At 70.1% G+C, this 19,149-nt stretch carries 20 protein-coding genes; 10 read left to right on the top strand and 10 right to left on the bottom strand.

Annotated elements, in window-relative coordinates:
- Nucleotides 1-65 precede the first annotated feature (65 nt).
- The 6 genes from FHT32_RS15775 (at nt 66) to FHT32_RS15750 (ending at nt 5,838) form a co-directional block, all read left to right on the top strand.
- Nucleotides 66-830: an SDR family NAD(P)-dependent oxidoreductase gene (locus FHT32_RS15775; RefSeq protein WP_176665530.1), complete on the top strand. Its 765-nt coding sequence runs from the start codon at nt 66-68 to the stop codon at nt 828-830.
- Nucleotides 827-1,720: a 3-keto-5-aminohexanoate cleavage protein gene (locus FHT32_RS15770; protein WP_176665529.1), complete on the top strand. Its 894-nt coding sequence runs from the start codon at nt 827-829 to the stop codon at nt 1,718-1,720. Before FHT32_RS15775 ends, FHT32_RS15770 begins: the two co-directional genes overlap by 4 nt.
- A gap of 3 nt (nt 1,721-1,723) precedes the next feature.
- On the top strand, nt 1,724-2,722 hold the full coding sequence (locus FHT32_RS15765; RefSeq protein ID WP_176665528.1) for a zinc-binding alcohol dehydrogenase family protein: 999 nt from the start codon (nt 1,724-1,726) through the stop codon (nt 2,720-2,722).
- A 20-nt stretch (nt 2,723-2,742) separates the two neighbouring features.
- Nucleotides 2,743-3,099, top strand: coding sequence for a cupin domain-containing protein (locus FHT32_RS15760; RefSeq protein ID WP_176665527.1), 357 nt, complete (start codon nt 2,743-2,745; stop codon nt 3,097-3,099).
- Nucleotides 3,100-3,167: 68 nt separating this feature from the next.
- Nucleotides 3,168-4,157, top strand: coding sequence for a tripartite tricarboxylate transporter substrate binding protein (locus tag FHT32_RS15755; RefSeq protein WP_176665526.1), 990 nt, complete (start codon nt 3,168-3,170; stop codon nt 4,155-4,157).
- A gap of 1 nt (nt 4,158) precedes the next feature.
- Nucleotides 4,159-5,838 carry an amidohydrolase gene (locus FHT32_RS15750; RefSeq protein ID WP_176665525.1) on the top strand — a complete coding sequence of 560 codons (1,680 nt, stop codon included), beginning with the start codon at nt 4,159-4,161 and terminating at the stop codon, nt 5,836-5,838.
- 7 nt (nt 5,839-5,845) lie between these two features.
- Here the strand turns inward: FHT32_RS15750 and FHT32_RS15745 are convergent, their stop codons facing one another.
- The 3 genes from FHT32_RS15745 to FHT32_RS15735 form a co-directional block, all read right to left on the bottom strand.
- Nucleotides 5,846-6,421 (bottom strand): uracil-DNA glycosylase family protein, encoded by a 576-nt coding sequence (locus tag FHT32_RS15745; protein WP_176665524.1) that lies wholly within the window; start codon nt 6,419-6,421, stop codon nt 5,846-5,848.
- A gap of 19 nt (nt 6,422-6,440) precedes the next feature.
- Nucleotides 6,441-7,268, bottom strand: coding sequence for an oxaloacetate decarboxylase (locus FHT32_RS15740; RefSeq protein ID WP_176665523.1), 828 nt, complete (start codon nt 7,266-7,268; stop codon nt 6,441-6,443).
- Between the two features lie 61 nt (nt 7,269-7,329).
- A complete protein-coding gene (locus FHT32_RS15735) occupies nt 7,330-8,247 on the bottom strand; it encodes a LysR substrate-binding domain-containing protein (RefSeq protein WP_176665522.1) in 918 nt (305 codons plus the stop codon).
- A 135-nt stretch (nt 8,248-8,382) separates the two neighbouring features.
- On the opposite strand from FHT32_RS15735, the gene FHT32_RS15730 reads away from it, so the two are divergent.
- Entirely contained in the window at nt 8,383-9,264 is an 882-nt protein-coding gene (locus tag FHT32_RS15730; RefSeq protein WP_176665521.1) for a fumarylacetoacetate hydrolase family protein, read from the top strand.
- Nucleotides 9,265-9,307: 43 nt separating this feature from the next.
- Nucleotides 9,308-9,922: a VOC family protein gene (locus FHT32_RS15725; RefSeq protein WP_176665520.1), complete on the top strand. Its 615-nt coding sequence runs from the start codon at nt 9,308-9,310 to the stop codon at nt 9,920-9,922.
- A gap of 12 nt (nt 9,923-9,934) precedes the next feature.
- On the opposite strand, the gene FHT32_RS15720 is transcribed toward FHT32_RS15725, so the two are convergent.
- The 3 genes from FHT32_RS15720 to FHT32_RS15710 are packed head-to-tail and all read right to left on the bottom strand — an operon-like array spanning nt 9,935 to nt 13,879.
- The gene (locus FHT32_RS15720; RefSeq protein WP_176665599.1) at nt 9,935-11,320 is read right to left on the bottom strand and encodes an L-serine ammonia-lyase; all 1,386 of its coding nucleotides are present in this window, start codon (nt 11,318-11,320) and stop codon (nt 9,935-9,937) included.
- Nucleotides 11,317-12,507 (bottom strand): M20 aminoacylase family protein, encoded by a 1,191-nt coding sequence (locus FHT32_RS15715; protein ID WP_176665519.1) that lies wholly within the window; start codon nt 12,505-12,507, stop codon nt 11,317-11,319. The genes FHT32_RS15720 and FHT32_RS15715 overlap by 4 nt, the downstream gene beginning before the upstream one ends.
- Nucleotides 12,508-12,532: 25 nt before the next feature.
- Nucleotides 12,533-13,879, bottom strand: coding sequence for a DUF3100 domain-containing protein (locus tag FHT32_RS15710; protein ID WP_176665518.1), 1,347 nt, complete (start codon nt 13,877-13,879; stop codon nt 12,533-12,535).
- 131 nt (nt 13,880-14,010) lie between these two features.
- On the opposite strand from FHT32_RS15710, the gene FHT32_RS15705 reads away from it, so the two are divergent.
- Both FHT32_RS15705 and FHT32_RS15700 read left to right on the top strand, forming a co-directional pair.
- Complete coding sequence (locus FHT32_RS15705; protein WP_176665517.1) at nt 14,011-14,940, top strand: LysR family transcriptional regulator; 930 nt, start codon at nt 14,011-14,013, stop codon at nt 14,938-14,940.
- A 55-nt stretch (nt 14,941-14,995) separates the two neighbouring features.
- Entirely contained in the window at nt 14,996-15,457 is a 462-nt protein-coding gene (locus tag FHT32_RS15700) for a CopD family protein (protein WP_176665516.1), read from the top strand.
- Between the two features lie 15 nt (nt 15,458-15,472).
- Here FHT32_RS15700 and FHT32_RS15695 read toward each other — a convergent pair whose 3' ends face one another.
- The 4 genes from FHT32_RS15695 to FHT32_RS15680 form a co-directional block, all read right to left on the bottom strand.
- Nucleotides 15,473-15,886: an organic hydroperoxide resistance protein gene (locus tag FHT32_RS15695; protein ID WP_176665515.1), complete on the bottom strand. Its 414-nt coding sequence runs from the start codon at nt 15,884-15,886 to the stop codon at nt 15,473-15,475.
- 224 nt (nt 15,887-16,110) lie between these two features.
- Nucleotides 16,111-16,545 carry a VOC family protein gene (locus tag FHT32_RS15690; RefSeq protein WP_176665514.1) on the bottom strand — a complete coding sequence of 145 codons (435 nt, stop codon included), beginning with the start codon at nt 16,543-16,545 and terminating at the stop codon, nt 16,111-16,113.
- A 15-nt stretch (nt 16,546-16,560) separates the two neighbouring features.
- Entirely contained in the window at nt 16,561-17,796 is a 1,236-nt protein-coding gene (locus FHT32_RS15685) for a CaiB/BaiF CoA-transferase family protein (RefSeq protein ID WP_176665513.1), read from the bottom strand.
- Nucleotides 17,797-17,801: 5 nt separating this feature from the next.
- On the bottom strand, nt 17,802-19,001 hold the full coding sequence (locus FHT32_RS15680) for an acyl-CoA dehydrogenase (RefSeq protein WP_176665512.1): 1,200 nt from the start codon (nt 18,999-19,001) through the stop codon (nt 17,802-17,804).
- Nucleotides 19,002-19,149 lie beyond the last annotated feature (148 nt).

Raw genomic sequence — 19,149 nt, 5'->3', positions numbered from 1 at the left:
CAGAGCCGGTTCCGCGGTGTTCCGCGACAAGGCATCGCCCCGATCAACCCACTCTTCTCAAATCCATGAGCTTCGACCCAGTCTCCAGACTCGACGGCAAGGTCGCCGTCATCACCGGCGGCCTCGGCGCCATCGGCTACGCCACCGCCAGGCGCCTTGCCGCGCTGGGCGCCACCTGCGTGCTGTTGCACCGCAAGGGCGGCGATGCCGCGGCCCGCGCAGCCGCCCTGCCCTCGGCCCAAGGCCAGCGCCACGCGGCGATCCGCGCCGACATCGTCGACACGCCCAGCCTCGTGGCCGCGGCCGCCGAGGTGAAGGCCACGCTCGGGCGCTGTGACATCCTCGTCAACAGCGCGGGCCACACCAAGCCGGTGCCAGGCGGCGACCTCGATGCGCTGACCGACGAGCTCATCGACGACATCGTGCGTTCCAACTTCCGCGGCGTGTTCGCCACCATCCGCGCCTTCGCGCCGCTGCTGAAGGCGAGCGGCGACGGCCTCGTGGTCAACATCTCGTCGATCGCGGGCTTCACCGGCGTGGGCAGCAACCTCGCCTACGTGGCCGCGAAGGCCGGGCTCGACGTGGTGGGCGATGCGCTGGCCAAGGCGCTGGCGCCCGCAGTGCGCGTGGTGTCGGTGTCGCCGGGCGCGGTGGAGTCGGGCTTCGTGCCCGGGCGCGGCGCGGAGTTCGCGAGCAAGATGGCCAGCACCACGCCGCTGGGACGCATCGGCCAGCCGGAAGACGTGGCCGCCACGGTCGAGGCGCTGGCCACCACCATGCGTTTCGTGACCGGCACGCGCATCGTGGTCGACGGAGGGCGCCACCTGTGAGCACCCACGCCAAGACCCTCATCACCTGCGCCGTCACGGGCAACCTCGTGAAGCCGGAGCAGACGCCGCACCTGCCGATCACGCCGGTGCAGATCGCCGACGAATGCCTGGCAGCGGCCGAGGCCGGCGCGAGCCAGGTGCACATCCACGTGCGCAACCCCGAGACCGGCAAGCCCTCGATGGAAGTCGAGCTGTACCGCGAGGTGGTCGACCGCATCCGCCGCGGCAACCGCGAGCTGATCGTGAACCTCACGACCGGCCCCGGCGGGCGCTTCATTCCCAGCGAGGACGACCCCAAGATCGCCGCGCCCGGCACCACGCTGCTGCCGCCGGAGAAGCGCGTGGAGCACATCGCGCTCATCAAGCCCGACGTGTGCTCGCTCGACCTGAACACCATGAACTCCGGCCCCGACGTGGTTATCAACACGCCGCGGAACGTGCGGCGCATGGCGAAGGTGATGCGCGAGGCGGGCGTGAAGCCCGAGCTGGAGATCTTCGACTCGGGCGACATCAACCTCGCGCTCGACCTGATCGCCGACGGCACGCTCGAGGGGCCCGCCATGTGGACCTTCGTTCTCGGCGTGAAGTACGGCTTCGCGCCGACGCCCGAGACGCTGCTCTACGCACGCAACATGCTGCCGCGCGGCGCCTTCTGGAGCGCCTTCGGCATCGGGCGCATGGAGTTCCCGATCGTCGCGCAGGCCTGGCTGCTGGGCGGCCACGTGCGCGTGGGCATGGAAGACAACATCTACCTGGAGAAGGGCGTGCTTGCCGAGAGCAACGCCCAGCTGGTGGCGAAGGCGCGCGACATCCTCGTGAGCCTGGGCGGCGAAGTCGCCAACCCGCGCGAGGCCCGCGCCATGCTGGGCTTGCCCGATGCGAGGAGCTGAACGATGAGCGACACCGCCATGCACAGCCCGCGCGCACTTCGCGTAAGCCAGAAGGCTGCCGACCTCGACGCGCTGCGGCTCGAAGCCGCACCGCAGCCGGAGCCCGCGGCGCCGCCCGGCCATGCCGTGGTGCGCATCGCCGCTGCAGCCGTGAACCCCAGCGACGTGAAGGCCACGCTGGGCCTCATGCCGCAGGCCGTGTGGCCCCGCACCCCGGGCCGCGACTTCGCGGGCACCGTGGTGAGCGGCCCTTCGGAGTGGATCGGCCGCGAGGTCTACGGCTCCGGCGGCGATGTGGGCATCACGCGCGACGGCTCTCATGCGCGCTACCTGGTGCTGCCCGAGCAGGCGCTGCGGGCCAAGCCGCGCGGCATCTCGATGGACGAGGCCGGCGCGGTGGGCGTGCCCTTCGTCACCGCGTACGAGGGCTTCCGCCGCAGCGGCATGCCGCAGGCCGGCCAGACGGTGCTGGTGCTGGGCGCCAACGGCAAGGTCGGGCAGGCGGCAGTGCAGCTCGCCTCGCAGGCCGGCGCGCGCGTGATCGCGGTGCAGCGCCGCGCCGGGCCTTTCGAGGGCTTCGCGAGCGGACCGGTGGACACGATCGACGCGCGCCACCACGCCGACGTGGGCGCGCGGGTGCGCGAGCTCACCGACGGGCGCGGCGCGAACATCGTCTACAACACCGTGGGCAGCGCCTACTTCGAGGCGGCCAACAAGGCGATGGCCAAGGGCGCGACGCAGATCTTCATCGCCACGCACGACCGCGCGGTGCCCTTCGACATCTTCGCGTTCTACCGCGGCATGCACACCTACGTGGGCATCGACTCGCTGGCGATGGACTGCATTGCCAGCACCGCGCAGCTCGACGCCATGCGCGAGGGCTTCGAGCGCGGCACGCTCAAGCCCTTCCCGGTGACGCGCCACTTCACGCTCGACGAGGCGCACGAGGCCTACCGGCTGGTGCTCTCGGGCAGCACCGACCGCGTCGTGCTGCGGCCCTGAACCCCTTCCGGAGCACAACCATGCACGTCACCCGCTTCGCCGAGGCGCCGCACTACGAGGCGCCCAACCATTTCGACATGCGCTGCCTGCGCCTTCAGGGCAAGGAGGCCGGCCCTTCCACGCAGATGTGGATGGGCATGAGCCAGATCCTGCCCGGTGGCCGCACCGGCCTCGACGGCTCGCCGATGGAAAAGCTCTACCTCGTGCTCGAAGGCCAGCTGCACGTGGTCGGCGAGATCGACGGCGCCCGCCAGGAAGAAGTGCTCGGCCCCTACGACAGCTGCCGCTTCGCGCCCGGCGAGAAGCGCCAGTTGGAGAACCGCGGCAACCGGCCGGTGCTGGTGGCGCTGGTGATGCCGAACGCACCGCCCGCGTAGGGGCGGCCTCCCCCCTCCTTTCCCGGTCATTCATCGCTCAACCAAATAGATCAACGGAGACAAGACGCATGAAGAAGACTTTCAACTGGAGCCGGCGGCAGACGCTCGCCGCGGCGGCGGCCCTCGCGGCCTGCGCGCTCACCGGCGCCCACGCGCAGGGGCCGTGGCCCGGCACGCAGGCGGTGCGGCTGGTCGTGCCCTTCACCGCCGGCAGCGGCACCGACATCGTCGCGCGCCTGGTGGCCGAGAAGCTCGGGCCCGCGCTGGGCACCAGCGTGATCGTGGACAACAAGCCCGGCGCGGGCGGCACGCTGGGCGCCGCCATCGTGGCCAAGTCGCCGGCCGACGGCTACACGCTGCTGGTGCACTCGGCCGGCCACCTGGTGAACCCGTGGATCTACAAGGGCCTGTCGTACGACACCCTCAAGGACTTCACCGGCATCACGCCGATGGCCAGCCTGCCCAACGTGCTGGTGACGGCGCCGTCGCACTTCGCCGACGTGAAGGACCTCGTGGCCAAGGCGAAGGCCAAGCCCGGCGGCTTCAACTACGGCTCCGCCGGCAACGGCTCGGCCACGCACATGAACGCCGAGGTGTTTCGCCTCGCGGCCGGCGTCGACGCGCAGCACGTGCCGTTCCGCGGCACGCCCGAGGCCATGACCGAAGTGATGGCCGGGCGCGTCGACTGGTTCTTCGCGCCGATGGTGTCGGCCCTGCCGCTGATCCAGACCGGCAGGCTGCAGGCGCTGGCCGTGGGCACGGGCAAGCGCTCGTCGGCGCTGCCCAGCGCGCCCACCACGGTGGAAGCCGGCGTGCCGGGCTCGGAGTACCTGTTCTGGGTCGGCCTGTTCGCGCCCGCGAAGACGCCGCAGCCGGTGGTCGAGCGGCTGCAGGCCGAGGTCGCGAAGATCATGGCGTCGCCCGAGCTGAAGGAGCGGCTGGAGAAGCTGGGCGCGGAACCGTTCACGATGCCTTCGGCGCAGTTCAACAAGTTCATCGTCGACGAGACGGCGAAGGCCCAGCAGGTCGTGAAAGCCGCCAGCATCAAGGTCGACTGACATGGCACGCACACTTCTCACTGCGGCTGCCATCGCCGCCAGCATGCTGCTGCCCGTCGCCGCGCAGGCACAACCGGCAGACCTCGTAGTCACCAACGCGAAGATCGCCACGCTCGACGCCGCCGGCACCATGGCGCAGGCGATCGCTGTGCGCGATGGCCGCATCGTGGCCGTAGGCAGCGCGGCGCAGATGGGCGCGTTCACGAGCCCCGCGACGCGCACGGTCGATGCGGGTGGGCGCACGCTGATCCCGGGCCTGACCGACTCCCACATGCACGCGGTGCGCGCAGCGCTGAGCTACTCCACCGAAGTGAACTGGATCGGCGCCGGCACCATCGCCGAGGCGATGGCGCGCATCCGCACCGCCGCCGCGAACGCGCGCCCGGGCGGCTGGCTGATCGTGGCCGGCGGCTGGACCGAGCAGCAGTTCGCCGAGCGCCGCCGCCCCACGCTGGCCGAACTGCAGGAGGCCGCGCCGAACAACCCGGTGTACGTGCAGCTCTTCTACGAAGCGGTGGTGATGACGCCCAAGGCGCTGGAGGCGCTGGGCGTCGCGCCCGGCACGCTGCCCGCCGGCATGAAGCCGACGCCCGACGGCGCGCCGGGGTGGATGAGCGGCGACATCGTCGGCATCTCCGCGCTCTTCGACAAGCTGCCCAAGCCCACCTACGACGACAACGTCGCCGGCACGCGCGCCTTCTTCACCGAGCTCAACCGCCTGGGCATCACCGGCCTGGTGGACCCGGGCGGCTTCAGCATCGCGCCTTCGCAGTACGCCGCGCTCTTCCAGCTGTGGCGCGAGAAGGCGCTGACGCTGCGCGTGGCCTACAGCGTGTTCGCGCAGAAACCCGGCGCGGAGCTGCAGGAGTTCCGCGACCTCACGCAGATGCTGCCGATGGGCTTCGGCGACGACATGCTCAAGTTCAACGGCCTGGGCGAACGCGTGACGCTCGCGATGTACAACAACAACTTCCCCGACGAGGCCGCGAGGGCGAAGTTCTACGAGCTCATCAAGTGGGCTGCGCAGCGCAAGCTGGCCGTCACCATCCACTGGCAGGAGAACGGCTCGGTCGACCATCTGCTGGGGCTGTACGAGAAGCTGAACGCCGAGGTGCCGATCAGGGACCTGCGCTGGTCCATCGCCCACCTCGACGACGCCTCGCCCGAGACGCTCGCGCGCATGAAGGCGCTGGGCATCGGCTGGACCATGCAGGACGCGATGTACTTCCAGGGTGACCGCGCACTCGCCGTGCGCGGCGACGCGGCTCGGCGCATGCCGCCCATAGGCACCGCGCTGCGCGCCGGCGTGAACATCGGCGCTGGCACCGACGCGCACCGCGTGGCCTCGTACAACCCCTTCGTCGCGCTGCAGTGGATGCTCGACGGCAAGACGGTGAGCGGCAGGGCCATGCGCGGCGCCGACGAGACGCCCACGCGCGAACAGGCGCTGCGCCTGTACACGCAGGGCAGCGCGTGGTTCAGCTTCGACGAGGGCAGGCGCGGCACGCTCGAAGTGGGCAAGCTCGCCGACTTTGCCGTGCTCGACCAGGACTTCTTCAGCGTGCCGCTGGAGCGCATCGGCAAGACCACGTCGCTGATGACGGTGGTGGGCGGGCGCGTGGTGTACGCGGCGCGGCCCTTCGCCGCTGCGGCAGGCGCTTCGGTGGCCTCGGCGCCCTGAGGCCGGCTCAGAGCCCGAGTGCGTGGCGCACGCGCTCGCGCAGTACCGGCAGCACGTCGCTCTCGAACCACGGATGGTGCTTGAGCCAGCCCGTGTTGCGCGGCGACGGATGCGGCAGCGGCACGAAGCGCGGCGCGTAGTCGGCGAAGGCCTGCACGGTCTCGGTGACGCCCGCGTGCGCCTTCCTGCCGAGGAAGTGGCGCTGCGCGTACTGGCCGACGAGCAGCGTCAGCTCGACCTGCTTCATCTGCGCGAACAGCCTCTCGTGCCACAGCTGCGCGCATTCCCTGCGCGGCGGCAGGTCGCCGCTCTTGCCGCGGCCGGGGTAGCAGTAGCCCATCGGCACGATCGCCACGCGCGCCGCGTCGTAGAACACCTCGCGCTCGATGCCGAGCCAGCGGCGCAGCTGGTCGCCGCTGCGGTCGTTCCACGGCACGCCGGTCTGGTGCACCGTGAGGCTGGGCGCCTGCCCGACGATCAGCAGCCTGGCGCTCGCGCTGGCCTGCACCACGGGCCGCGGGCCCAGCGGCAGGTGCAGCGCGCACGCGCGGCAGGCGCGCACCTCGGCGAGCAGTGCGTCCATGGCATCGGCGCGAAAGATCTCAATCGGCAAAGGGCTTGAAGAAGGCGTTGAGCTCGGCGCCCGGCGCGGCATCGGCGAAACCATCGAAGCGGCCATCGGCCAGCGTGCGTGCGGCACGGATGAAGCCGCCCCACGCCGCGCGGGCCAGCCCACCGCCCACGCTGACGCGGCGCACGCCGAGCTCGGCGATGTCCTTCATCGTGAGTTCGCTGGGCGCGCCCACCAGCAGGTTGACCGGCTTGCCTCCCGCGGCGGCCACCACGGCGGCGATCTGCTCGCGCGTCTTGATGCCCGGCGCGTAGAGGCAGTCGGCACCCGCGTTGGCGTAAGCCTTGAGCCGTGCGATGGCGTCGTCGAGGTCGGGACGGCCGGCGAAGAAGTTCTCGGCGCGACCGACCAGCAGCACGTCGGCGCCCGATGCGTCGATGGCCTTGCGCGCGGCGCGCAGGCGCTCCACCGCCACGTCGACCGGAAAGAGCGGATCGGCGGCGTTGCCCGTCGAATCCTCGATGGACAGGCCCGCCACGCCCATCTCGATGGCAAGGCTCACGCTCTCGGCCACGCCCTTCGCGTCGGCGGCGAAGCCGTTTTCGAAGTCAGCGTTCACCGGCAGGTCGGTGGCTTCCACCAGTTCGCGCAGGTGCGCGAGGATGTGCTCGCGCGACATCGCGCCGTCCGCCTGCCCCTGCGACCAGGCGAAGCCGGAACTGGTGGTGGCCAGCGCCTTGAAGCCCAGACCTTCGAGAAAGCGCGCGCTGCCCGTGTCCCAGGGGTTGGGAATGACGAAGCAGCCTTGTTGATGGAGGGCGCGGAAGTCGGCGCGTTTCTGGGCGATGGTGCGGGTCATGGCGCGGGTCGGCTTTCTTTCTTGTTGCGTGGGTGAGAAAACAGGACGTCAGGAAGGGCGGTCAGGATACGCCGGCCTTCGCATCCGCAGCACCCGGCGGGTTTTGCAGCAGGTGGTCGATGAAGGCGCGCACCGCCGGCAGCATGCCGCGGCGCGATGCGAAGGCGGCCTGGATCTCGCTGGCCGCGCAGGCCCACTCGCCGCACAGGCGCAGCAGTCGTCCCTCGGCAAGGGCGTCGCGGCACATGATCTCGGGCAGCAGCGCGAGGCCCATGCCCTGCTCTGCCAAGTGCCTCAGCGCGAACATGTCGTCGGTCACGACATGCGGCGTGAAGGCGAAATCGTGCGACTCGCTGCCGCGTTCCAGTGCCCAGCGGTAGCGCTCGTTCTCCGCGGGCAGCGACAGCACGGGCCAGGCGGCCAGATCGTCGAGCGAGCGCGGCATGCCCAGCCGCTCCACCAGCGCGGGGCTCGCGAGCAGCACGTCGACGGTGTTGCCCAGCGGGCGCGCGACCAGGCTGGAGTCCTCGAAGGGCGGGCGCCGCACGCGCAGCACCACGTCGATGTTCTCCTGCAGCGGATCGACGCGGCGGTTGCTCACCTCCAGCTGCAGCCGCACGCCCGGAAAGGCGCGCATGAAGGACGGGATCAGCGGCGTGAGCCAGAACTGCGCGAGCGTGAACGGGCAGCTCACGCGCAACAGGCCCTGCGGCTGCGCGGTGGCCTGCCGCGCCACGTCGAAGGCTTCCTCGCCCGCCGCCACCGTCGCCTGGCAGCGCTCGTAGAACTGCCGGCCGACGCTGGTGAGCAGCAGCCGTCGCGAGCTGCGCTGCAGCAGGCGCACGCCGATGCGCTCTTCCAGTTGCGAGACGCGCCGGCTCAGGCGCGACTTCGGGATGCCCAGGTGCCGGCTCGCGGCGCTGAAGCCCTGCTGCTCGACCACGTGGGCGAAGAGGGCGAGGTCGTTGAAGTCTTCCATGTCGTCTCTTCTGTTCTTTCTCGTTCTGCTGGCGGAACGATCCGTTCTTTTCTGGCCGATTGTTCGGCCTTCGTTCCATCAGCATCATCGATCGCTCTCCGCCGGTCAACCGCCAACTTGACACACACGCACGCCATGAAACTCGCCAGCTTCCACCATCGCGACCGGCTTCGCTTCGGCGTGGTCCGAAACGACGACGCAATCGCGGACCTGAGCGGGCAGCCCGGCGCGCCGGCGGGGCTGCTCGAGCTGATCGAACGGATCGCACACGGCGACGAGGGCGTGGCCTGGCTGCACGCGGCGCTGGCCGATGCACCGCTCGTGGCCTTGTCCGACGTGCGGCTGGCGGCGCCGATTCCCGCGCCGCGCAAGTTCCTCGGGCTCGGCGGCAACTACGCCTCGCACCTCGAGGAAGCCGCGAAGCTCGGCCTGGTGCGGCCGCCGGGGCAGGTGTGGTTCAACAAGCAGGTGTCGTGCGTGGCCGGCCCCTTCGATGCGGTGCACAAGCCCCGCGTGTCCGACCAGTTCGACTACGAGGGCGAGCTGGGCGTGGTGATCGGCCGGCGCTGCCGCCACGTGCGCGCCGAGGACGCGATGGCGATGGTGGCCGGCTACGTGGTGGTCAACGACATGAGCGTGCGCGACTGGCAGATGCGCGCGCCGACCCACACGCTGGGCAAGTCCTTCGACACGCACGGCCCCTTCGGGCCCTGGCTGGTGACGCGCGACGAGATCGCCGATCCGCACGCGCTGCGGCTGCGCACCTGGGTCAACGGCGAGCTGCGCCAGGACGGCAACACGGCGCAGATGATCCACCGCATCGAGGCGATGCTGGTCGAGCTGAGCACCGCCTTCACGCTGGAGCCCGGCGACGTGCTGAGCACCGGCAGCCCCGCAGGCGTCGGCGGCCTCATGGACCCGCCGCGCTACCTGGTGCCGGGCGACGTGGTGCGGGTGGAGATCGAGGGCGTCGGCCACATCGAGAACCGCGTGGTGGCCGAGCCAGACACCCTCTGAGCGCACGCCCTTTGCCTCTTCGAAGACGAAAAGGAGACGCCCCATGAACGACGGACTCGCCCTGCCCGCGCGCCGCCCCCTGGCCGACTTCGCGCACACCGCGCTGCGCCCCGTCAAGCTCGCACACGTCGTGCTGCGCGTGGGCGATCTCGCGCGCTCGCGCGACTGGTACATCGAAGTGCTGCAGGCCCGCGTGGCCTTCGAGAACGAGATGCTGTGCTTCCTGAGCTACGACGACGAGCACCACCGCATCGGCCTGGTCGCACCGCCCGGCCTCAAGCACGAGGCCGACGCGAGCACGGGGCTGGAGCACATCGCCTTCACCTACGCCTCGCTCGGCGAGCTGCTGGCCAACCACCGGCGGCTGGCGGCGCGCGGCATCCGGCCCTACTGGTGCATCAACCACGGGCCGACGATCTCGATGTATTACCGCGACCCCGACGGCCACCGGCTGGAGCTGCAGCACGACGTGTTCGAGACGGCCGCGGAAGTCGACGCCTTCTTCGCGGGCGGCGCCTATGCCGAGAACTTCATGGGCGTGGTGTTCGACCCCGACGCGCTGGCCGCGCGCTACGAGGCGGGCGAGCCGCTGGCCTCGCTCACCGAGCGGCCCCGGCTGCCGCAGGGCAAGGGGCCTTGGGACATGTTCGTGCCCTGAGCCCGGTGCGGTTCAGCACTCGACCACGTTCACCGCGAGGCCGCCGAGCGAGGTTTCCTTGTAGGTCGCCTTCATGTCCTCGCCCGTCTGCTTCATGGTGCGGATCACCGCGTCGAGCGACACGTAGTGGCTGCCGTCGCCGCGCAGCGCCATGCGCGCCGCGTTGATGGCCTTGACCGCGCCCATCGCGTTGCGCTCCACGCAGGGAATCTGCACCATGCCGCCGACCGGGTCGCAGGTGAGGCCGAGGTTGTGCTCCATGCCGATCTCGGCCGCGTTCTCGACCTGCGCGGGCGTGGCACCGAGCACCGCGGCGAGCGCGCCTGCCGCCATCGAGCAGGCCACGCCCACCTCGCCCTGGCAGCCGACCTCGGCACCCGAGATCGATGCGTTGGTCTTGTAGAGCATGCCGATGGCCGCGGCGGTGAGCAGGAAGTCGACGATGCCTTCGTCGCTCGCCTGCGGCACGAAGCGCTGGTAATAGTGCATCACCGCGGGCACCACGCCGGCCGCGCCGTTGGTGGGCGCGGTGACCACGCGGCCGCCGGCGGCGTTCTCCTCGTTCACCGCCATCGCGAAGGCATTGACCCAGTCCATCGCCGCAAGCGGATCGGCCGCGCCGGCCTGCGCCAGCAATTCGCGGTGCAGCTCGGGCGCGCGGCGGCGCATGCGCAGCGGGCCGGGCAGCGATTGCGCGGCCAGCGGGTTGTCGATGCCGAAGCCGCGCTGCACGCACTGCTGCATCACCTGCCAGACGCGCAGCAGCCCCGCGCGCACTTCGGCTTCGGGACGCCAGGTGCATTCGTTGCGCATGACGAGCGCGGCCACGGAGAGGCCGTTCTCGCGGCACTGCGCCATCAGCTCGTCCCCGGTGGCGAAGGGATGCGGCACGGCGGCCGCCGCAGCCACCGTCTGCGCCACGGCCTGCCCGCCCTCGACGACGAAGCCGCCGCCGACCGAGAAGTACGTGCCCTCGGCCAGCGTGGCGCCGTCGGCCGCGAAGGCGGTGAAGCGCATCGCGTTGGGATGCTCGGCCAGCGATTCCTCGCCCTTGAAGGCGATGTCGCGCACGCGGTCGAAGTCGATGGGCGTGGTGCCCAGCAGTTCGAGACGACCGGTGCGGCGCAGCGCCTCCAGCCGGGGCTGCACGGTCTCCGGCCGCACGGTGTCGGGCGCGTCGCCGAAGAGGCCGAGGATCACGCCCTGGTCGGTCGCGTGGCCGTGGCCGGTGGCGCCGAGCGAGCCGAACAGGTCGACATGCAGCCGCGCCACCTGCGCGAGCAGGCCGCGCCGCTCGAGCGACTGCGCGAACATCAGCGCGGCGCGCATCGGCCCCACGGTGTGCGAGCTGGACGGGCCGATGCCGATCTTGAAGATGTCGAAGGCGGAGAGCATCAGCGCATCATGCTCTCATCTCTCGATGCAGGAAGCTGCTGCCTGACCAGTGCCACCCAGTAGGCGGCGCCCAGCGGCAGGATGTTGTCGTTGAAGTCGTAGTACGGGTTGTGCACGTTCGGGTCGTTCGGGCCCTCGCCCGCGCCGATGCCGATGTAGGCGCCCGGGCGCTTCTGCAGCATGAAGGCGAAGTCTTCCGAGCCCATGGCGGGCGGGATGTCGGTGTGCACCTGCGCAAGATCCACCAGGCTGGCGGCCGCGGCGACGGCGGCGTCGGTCTCGGTGGGCGTGTTGACCACGCCGGGGTAGCCGCGGCGGTAGTCCAGCGCCACCTTCGCGCCGTGCGTGGCGGCCACGCCGTCGCAGATCTGCTGCATGGCGGCCTGGGTCTTGTCCTGGATGCCGGCATCCAGCGTGCGCACGGTGCCGCGCAGCACCACGGTCTCGGGGATCACGTTCCAGGTGTCGCCGCCGTGGATCTGCGTGACGCTCACCACGGCCGAGTCGGTCGCGCCAGTGCGGCGGCTCACGATGGTTTGCAATGCGTTGACCAGCTGGGCCGAGACCACCACCGAGTCGATGCCGGTCTCGGGCATCGCGCCGTGGCTGCCCTTGCCGGTGACGACGATCTCGAAGGTGTCGAGGAAGGCCGTCATCGTGCCCTTGCGGATCGCGAAGTGGCCGCGCGGCAGGCCGGGGAAGTTGTGCATGCCGTAGACGGCATCGGCCGGGAACTGATCGAACAGGCCCTCCTCGACCATCACCCGGCCGCCGCCTTCGTTCTCCTCGGCGGGCTGGAACACGAAGTGCACCGTGCCCTTGAAGGGCTTGTGGCGCGAGAGATGCTCGGCCGCGCCCAGCAGCATGGCCGTGTGGCCATCGTGGCCGCAGGCGTGCATCTTGCCGGCGCATTTGGAGGCGTGCGGCTGCGTGCCGAGCTCCTGCATGTTGAGCGCGTCGAGGTCGGCGCGCAGCGCGATGCTCGGGCCCTCGCCGTTCTTCAGAGTGCCGACCACACCGGTGCCGGCCAGGCCGCGGTGCACCGGCAGGCCCATCAGCATCAGCGCGTTGGCGACGACGTTGGCGGTGCGGTGCTCCTCGAAGGCGGTCTCGGGGTTGGCGTGGATGTCGCGGCGCCAGGCCAGCATGCGGGCGCGGGTGTCTTCGGCGATTTCGGGCTCGCGGTACATGGTGGTGATCTCTCGTGGGACGGGGTCAATGGAAGAATTCGGCGATCACAGTCGCACCGAGAAAGGTGCCGGCCGTGGCGGTGAGCGACACCACCACGATGCGCCAGCCCAGCTGGCGGAACACGGGCATGTCCTTCGCGACCGAGAAGCCGGCCAGCGCGAGCACGGGGGTGGTGAAGGCCAGGAAGTTGAGCTTGGCGGTGATCGCGATCAGCGCGTCGGAGAATGGGAACAGCCCCGGGATGCCGGCCACCGTGGCCACCACCGACAGCACCAGCACCATCGGCAGGCGCGGCACCAGGCGCTTGATGCCCTCGACGATCAGCGCGATCAACGCCACCGCCGCCAGGCCTTCGAGCGACACCAGCACCGGCACCTTGTAGGTCAGCGAATTGCCGATGAGCACGCCGCCGCTGACCACCGCCCAGGCGATGAGCGTGTCGCGCAGCGAGAGAGCGCCGCCGTGGCCGACGCTGACCTGCGACACGGCGCCCGTGCCCGCGTCCTGCGCGCCGCGCTTCGAGAAGCGGCCCAGCACCGGCTCCAGCTTGCCGTAGAGCCACGAGCACAGCGGCAGCGACAGGAACAGCGTGAAGTAGAAGCCCACCACCGTCGTCAGCAGGTTCGATGCGGCGGCGATGGCGGTGAGCTGCGGCAGCATCTCGGCCGGCTGCTGCGCCGCGATGGCGCCCAGCGCCGCCGCCATCAGGCTGCCGGAGCCCACGCCGGCACCCATGGCCAGCGAGCGCGGGTCGAAGATGTGCAGGCTGGCGACGAAGCCCGCCAGCACCGCGATGAAGAGCGCGCCCAGCACGGTGCCGGTGATGTACTCGGCCAGCACGCCGCGGCCCTCTGGCGAGGCCATGCCGTACTTCTCTCCGATGATCACCAGGTTGCCCTCGCGGCCCACCGAGAAGGTGGCACCCACCGCCTCGCGCTTGATGCCCAGCAGCAGCGCCAGCGGCAGGCCCAGCGCCAGCGTGCCCAGCGCATGGCCGAACTCCTGGAACAGCAGCGCCCAGCCGGCCTGCTTCACCTGCGGCAGCGCGGCGCCGACCGTGAGGCCCAGCTTCACCACGAACAGCAGCAAGCCCGCGTTCAGCAGGCCGCCTGCGAAGGACTGCTCGGCCGTCGCCACGCGCACCGCGCCCGGCACGCGGCGATGCGCGATGCCCCAAGCGGCCGCGATCAGCAGCGCCCACAGCATCGGCAGCAGCGCCACCTTGCCCGGGCCGACGCTGAACTGCACTGGGCCGATGAGCTCGGCCGCCGCCACGACGGCCAGGGTGACGAGCGCGAGCCGGAGTTTTCCGGAAGCCGACGAAGAGGCGCCGGGAGCGAGCGAAGTGGGGGTGGAAGCAGCGGATGTCATCGGTTGGGGCATCGTGTGGCGCAGCGGCGGCTGCGGGCTGCCGGGAAGTTTCGGATTGCCGGCCCCTTGCATCAATGGCCGCGAATCGGGATATTCGTTGCATTGAATGCAACACTCAGGAGACGAAGGCCATGGACGACAGGCTCGACACGCGCCGCGTGCGCTACTTCATGCAGGTGCTGGACAGCGGCTCCGTGCGCGGCGCCGCCGAGGTGCTCGACATGGATCCCTCGGCCGTGAGCCGCGCCATCGGCATCCTGGAGCAGGAGTGCGGCCTGCCGCTGCTGGAGCGCCACGGGCGCGGCGTGGTGCCCACCGACGCGGGCCAGATGCTGGCCGGCTACGTGCGGCGCCAGAACAGCCAGAAGCAGCACCTGATGGCGCAGCTCGACAGCATCCGCAAGATCGAGCGCGGCCACATCGACATCGTGGCCGGCGAGGGCTACGTGGACTGGCTCATGCGCCACAGCCTGCGCGACTTCATGACCTCGCACCCGAAGATCACCATCGACCTCGACGTGGCCAGCACCGACGAGATCGTGCAGCGGGTGGTGGAGGAACGGGCCCATGTCGGCCTGCTGTTCCAGCCGCCCAAGGACGAGCGGCTGACCTCGCACCAGTCGCATCCGCAGCCGATCCAGGCGATGGTGCTGCGCTCGCACCCGCTCGCGCAGCTCGACCGGCCGCTGACGCTCGCCGACCTGCAGCCCTACCCGGGCGCCACGCTGCACCGCAACTTCGGCGTGCGCCAGCACATCGAGGCCGCCGAGATCAGCGAGGGCGTGCGCCTGGCCTCGCTCCTGACCACCACTTCGTTCAGCGCGCTCGGCCACTTCGTGTCGGCGGGCCTGGGCTATGCGCTGGGCACGCGCATCTCGCTCACGCCGAACGCGAGCAACCCCGAGCTGGTGGAACTGCCGATGAAGAACCCGCTGCTGTCGCAGGGCCGCTCCCACATCGTCTCGCGCCACGGGCGCATGCTCTCGCCGGCCGCATCGGAGCTGCTGCGGCAGGTGGTGGCGGACATGCGGCGCTTCGCGGAAACCAAGCCTTCCGAATGACGATGAAGGGCTTCGTTGCGCGCCGGGGCGCTTCGGTGTTCTGATCGGGCCCAAGATGCTCTACGTCACCGCCCTCTTCATCCACCTGCTGTGCGCCGCCTTCTGGGTCGGCGGCATGGCCACCATGCACTTCGCCGTGCGCCCCTCGGCCGTTGCCACGCTCGAACAGCCGCCGCAGCGCCTGCGCATGATGGCCGCGACGCTCAGGCGCTTCTTCGTGGGGGTGGACGCATCGGTCACGCTGCTCTTCGCGACCGGCGTGGCGATGATCCTGGCCGGCGGCGGCTTCCGCGGCCTGCACTGGCGCATCGAGGCCATGATGAGCATCGCGATCGTGATGGCTGCGATCTACACCTACATCCGCGCCTCGGTGTTCAGGGCGATGCGCCGCGCGGTGGATGAAAGCGCCTGGCCGGCGGCTGCCGCGCGGCTGAACACGGTGCGCAAGCTGGTGACGGTGAACCTGGCGCTGGGCGTGATCGTGTTCGGCGTGGCGACCATCGGGCGCGCGGGCTGACGGCCGCCGCGCCTGTCAGACCAGGTTCAACTCCACCTCGATGTTGCCGCGTGTGAGCTTCGAGTAGGGGCAGGTCTGGTGCGCGGTGTCGACCACCGCGCGCGCGGTCTCGCGGTCGAGGCCGGGTAGGCTCACGTTCAGGCGGGCCTGCAGGAAATACTGGCCCTCTTCGAGCACGAGGTCGACTTCGGCGTCGACCGACAGGTCGGCCGGCAGCTTGACCTTCAGCGCGCCAGCGGCCTTGCCCATCGCGCCGATGAAGCAGGCCGACCAGCCGGCCGCGAACAGCTGCTCGGGGTTAGTGCCGGTGCCGTTGCCGCCGGGAGGCGAGAGCTGGATGTCGAGGTGGCCGTCGCTGCTGCGCGATGCGCCGAGGCGGCCGCCGGTGGTGTGGGTCTTGCCGGTGTAGAGGACTTGCTTGTCGGTCATGGTGGTTCCTTTGGATGGAAGGTGGTTCGGAATGAGGCCCGGTTGTCGGGGACCGCATCGCTTCGTGCGGTGTGCGTCGGAAGCGATGCAGGAATTACATCGGCGGGCTGTATCCGCGATGTGTCGAGCCACCTGCCGATTTGCATGCGCATGTGTTCACTGCGTCGTGCAGACACAGTGGCGTACAAATTGGCGGGAAAAGAAGAAGGAAAAGAAAGGAACTCTCAGGCCGCCGCAGGGCCCTTGAGCTCGACGCTGTTGCCGTCGGGGTCGGCGATGTAGATCGAGGGGCCGTTGCCCTCGGCGCCGAAGTTGTTCTGAACCTCGCCCTGCACCGCCACGCCGTGCTGCGCCATCAGCGCGCGGATTGCCGCTTCGTCGAAGGGCTCGATGCGCAGGCAGAGATGGTCGACGTTGCGACCTTCCGTGCCCGCGAGCGCCCCGCCCTGCCTGCCCAGCGGACCGTCGGCCGTGACGAGGTCGATCAGGCTCGCGCCGGCGCGCAGGTGCACGAGCCCCAGGTCGTCGCGGCGTTTCTCGACGGTGCAGCCCAGCACGCCGCAGTAGAAGGCGATGGCGCGTTCGGCGTCCTTCACGCGCAGCACGACGTGGTCGATGCGCAGCACCGAGAACGGTGGCTGGCGCATCGGGTTCGCCATGCGGGCCTCGTCAGTTCAGACGACGCCGGCCGAACGCAGGGCCTCGAAGCGGGCTGCGTCGATGCCCATCTCCGCCAGCACCTCCTGCGTGTGCTGGCCCAGCGCCGGCGGCGCGTGGCGCAGCACCGGAGGCGTGGCCGAGAGGCGCAACGGGCTCGCCACGCCGGTGATGCTGGCGATGCCGTCGCCCGCGTCGCGCGGCAGCGTGACCGCCAGGCCGCGCGCCTTGACCTGCGCGTCGTCGAAGGCCTGCGCGATGTCGTTGATCGGGCCGCAGGGCACGGCCTTGTCTTCGAGCAGCGTGACCCAGGCGGCCGTGGTGCGGGTGCGCGTGAGTTCTTCCATCATCGGAATCAGCACGCCGCGGTGTTTCACGCGCAGCGTGTTGGTGGCGAAGCGCGCGTCGGTCGCCCACTCGGGGTGGCCGCCGGCTTCGCAGAAGCGCGCGAACTGCCCGTTGTTGCCGATGGCCAGCAGCATCGCGCCGTCCTTCGTCGGGAAGTCCTGGTAGGGCGCGAGGCTGGGGTGCGTGTTGCCCTGGCGTCCGGGCGCCTTGCCGGTGTTGAGGAAGGCGCTGGCCTGGTTGGCGAGGATGGCCATGCCCACGTCGAGCAGCGCCATGTCGATGTGCTGGCCCTCGCCGGTGCGATCGCGCACCTGCAGCGCCGCGAGGATGGCGGTGCTGGCGTAGACGCCGGTGAACAGGTCGGTCAGCGCCACGCCCACGCGCAGCGGGCCGCCGCCGGGCACGTCGTCGGGGCGGCCGGTGATGCTCATCATGCCGGTCATGGCCTGGATCATCAGGTCGTAGCCCGCGCGCTCGGCATACGGGCCGTCGTGGCCGAAGCCGGTCACGCTGCAGTAGATGAGGCGCGGGTTGGCCGCGCGCAGGCTCTCGTGGTCGAGGCCGTACTGCTTCAGGCCGCCGGTCTTGAAATTCTCCACCACGATGTCGGCCTGCGCCGCCATCTGCCTGAGCAGCGCCTGTCCGTCGGGCGTGGCCATGTCGACCGTGACCGAGCGCTTGTTGCGGTTGCAGGCGGTGAAGTAGCTGGCCTGGTCGGTGTCGTTGCCGTCCGCGTCCTTGATGAAGGGCGGGCCCCAGGTGCGCGTGTCGTCGCCGACGCCGGGGCGCTCGATCTTGACGACGTCGGCGCCCAGGTCCGCAAGGATCTGCGTGCACCACGGGCCCGCGAGCACGCGGGACAGATCGAGGACCTTGATGCCGTCGAGTGCTGCGGGCTTGGTCATGCGGCTCAGTTGGCGAAAGCTGCGATGCCCGTGATGGCGCGGCCCAGGATCAACGCGTGGATGTCGTGCGTGCCTTCGTAGGTGTTGACCACTTCGAGGTTCACCAGGTGGCGGGCCACGCCGAACTCGTCGCTGATGCCGTTGCCGCCCATCATGTCGCGCGCCATGCGGGCGATGTCGAGCGACTTGCCGCAGTTGTTGCGCTTCATGATCGAGGTGATTTCCACCGCGGCGATGCCTTCGTCCTTCATGCGGCCCAGGCGCAGGCTGCCTTGCAGGCCCAGCGTGATCTCGGTCTGCATGTCGGCCAGCTTCTTCTGGATGAGCTGGTTGGCGGCCAGCGGGCGGCCGAACTGCTTGCGGTCGAGCGTGTACTGGCGGGCGCGGTGCCAGCAGTCTTCGGCGGCGCCGAGCGCGCCCCACGAGATGCCGTAGCGGGCGCTGTTGAGGCAGGTGAAGGGGCCCTTCAAGCCCTGCACTTCGGGGAAAGCGTTCTCCTCGGGGCAGAACACGCCGTCCATCACGATCTCGCCGGTGATGCTGGCGCGCAGGCCGACCTTGCCGTGGATGGCGGGAGCGCTCAGGCCCTTCATGCCCTTCTCGAGCACGAAGCCGCGGATCGGGCCGACGGCGCCGCTCTCGCTGACTTCCTTGGCCCACACGACGAACACGTCGGCGATGGGCGAGTTGCTGATCCACATCTTGGAGCCGGTGAGCGAGTAGCCGCCCGGCACCTTCTTGGCGCGCGTTGCCATGCTGCCGGGGTCGGAGCCGTGGTCGGGCTCGGTCAGGCCGAAGCAGCCGATCCATTCGCCGGTGGCGAGCTTGGGCAGGAACTTCTGCTTCTGGCCTTCGGAGCCGAATTCGAAGATCGGCACCATCACCAGCGAGCTCTGCACGCTGGCCATCGAGCGATAGCCCGAGTCGACGCGCTCGACTTCGCGGGCGATCAGGCCGTAGGCCACGTAGTTGAGGCCGGGGCCGCCGTACTGCTCGGGGATGGTCGGGCCCAGCAGGCCGAGGGCGCCCATCTCGCGGAAGATGGCGGGGTCGGTCTCGCCGGTGCGGAAGCCTTCGAGCACGCGGGGCGCGAGGCGCTCCTGGCAGTAGGCGTTGGCCGCGTCGCGGATCATGCGTTCTTCGTCGGTCAGCTGCTGGTCGAGAAGAAGGGGGTCGTCCCAGTGGAATTGCGCTTTGGCGGCCATGTGGCTGTCTCCGGAAAAGGGGGAGGAAAAAGAAAGGAGGGGAATCAGGCGATGCTAGCCACGCACCGGCCATGACGCAAACGAGGATTCCGCACCCAGATATGCGTTCGTAGAATGTCTTGCAAGATGTTCGGGCGGCTCTTCCATT

Origin of the sequence: Variovorax sp. SG517, assembly GCF_013376045.1 — a bacterium.
Lineage (GTDB): Bacteria > Pseudomonadota > Gammaproteobacteria > Burkholderiales > Burkholderiaceae_C > Variovorax.
Note: the sequence above shows the minus strand (reverse complement) of the source record. Positions and strands in the feature narration are given on the sequence as shown.

Coding starts and splice junctions, on each gene's coding strand:
- FHT32_RS15775 (WP_176665530.1), top strand. CDS start 66: ATGAGCTTCGACCCAGTCTCCAGACTCGACGGCAAGGTCGCCGTCATC.
- FHT32_RS15765 (WP_176665528.1), top strand. CDS start 1,724: ATGAGCGACACCGCCATGCACAGCCCGCGCGCACTTCGCGTAAGCCAG.
- FHT32_RS15760 (WP_176665527.1), top strand. CDS start 2,743: ATGCACGTCACCCGCTTCGCCGAGGCGCCGCACTACGAGGCGCCCAAC.
- FHT32_RS15755 (WP_176665526.1), top strand. CDS start 3,168: ATGAAGAAGACTTTCAACTGGAGCCGGCGGCAGACGCTCGCCGCGGCG.
- FHT32_RS15750 (WP_176665525.1), top strand. CDS start 4,159: ATGGCACGCACACTTCTCACTGCGGCTGCCATCGCCGCCAGCATGCTG.
- FHT32_RS15745 (WP_176665524.1), bottom strand. CDS start 6,421: ATGGACGCACTGCTCGCCGAGGTGCGCGCCTGCCGCGCGTGCGCGCTG.
- FHT32_RS15740 (WP_176665523.1), bottom strand. CDS start 7,268: ATGACCCGCACCATCGCCCAGAAACGCGCCGACTTCCGCGCCCTCCAT.
- FHT32_RS15735 (WP_176665522.1), bottom strand. CDS start 8,247: ATGGAAGACTTCAACGACCTCGCCCTCTTCGCCCACGTGGTCGAGCAG.
- FHT32_RS15730 (WP_176665521.1), top strand. CDS start 8,383: ATGAAACTCGCCAGCTTCCACCATCGCGACCGGCTTCGCTTCGGCGTG.
- FHT32_RS15725 (WP_176665520.1), top strand. CDS start 9,308: ATGAACGACGGACTCGCCCTGCCCGCGCGCCGCCCCCTGGCCGACTTC.
- FHT32_RS15715 (WP_176665519.1), bottom strand. CDS start 12,507: ATGTACCGCGAGCCCGAAATCGCCGAAGACACCCGCGCCCGCATGCTG.
- FHT32_RS15710 (WP_176665518.1), bottom strand. CDS start 13,879: ATGACATCCGCTGCTTCCACCCCCACTTCGCTCGCTCCCGGCGCCTCT.
- FHT32_RS15705 (WP_176665517.1), top strand. CDS start 14,011: ATGGACGACAGGCTCGACACGCGCCGCGTGCGCTACTTCATGCAGGTG.
- FHT32_RS15700 (WP_176665516.1), top strand. CDS start 14,996: ATGCTCTACGTCACCGCCCTCTTCATCCACCTGCTGTGCGCCGCCTTC.
- FHT32_RS15695 (WP_176665515.1), bottom strand. CDS start 15,886: ATGACCGACAAGCAAGTCCTCTACACCGGCAAGACCCACACCACCGGC.
- FHT32_RS15690 (WP_176665514.1), bottom strand. CDS start 16,545: ATGGCGAACCCGATGCGCCAGCCACCGTTCTCGGTGCTGCGCATCGAC.
- FHT32_RS15685 (WP_176665513.1), bottom strand. CDS start 17,796: ATGACCAAGCCCGCAGCACTCGACGGCATCAAGGTCCTCGATCTGTCC.
- FHT32_RS15680 (WP_176665512.1), bottom strand. CDS start 19,001: ATGGCCGCCAAAGCGCAATTCCACTGGGACGACCCCCTTCTTCTCGAC.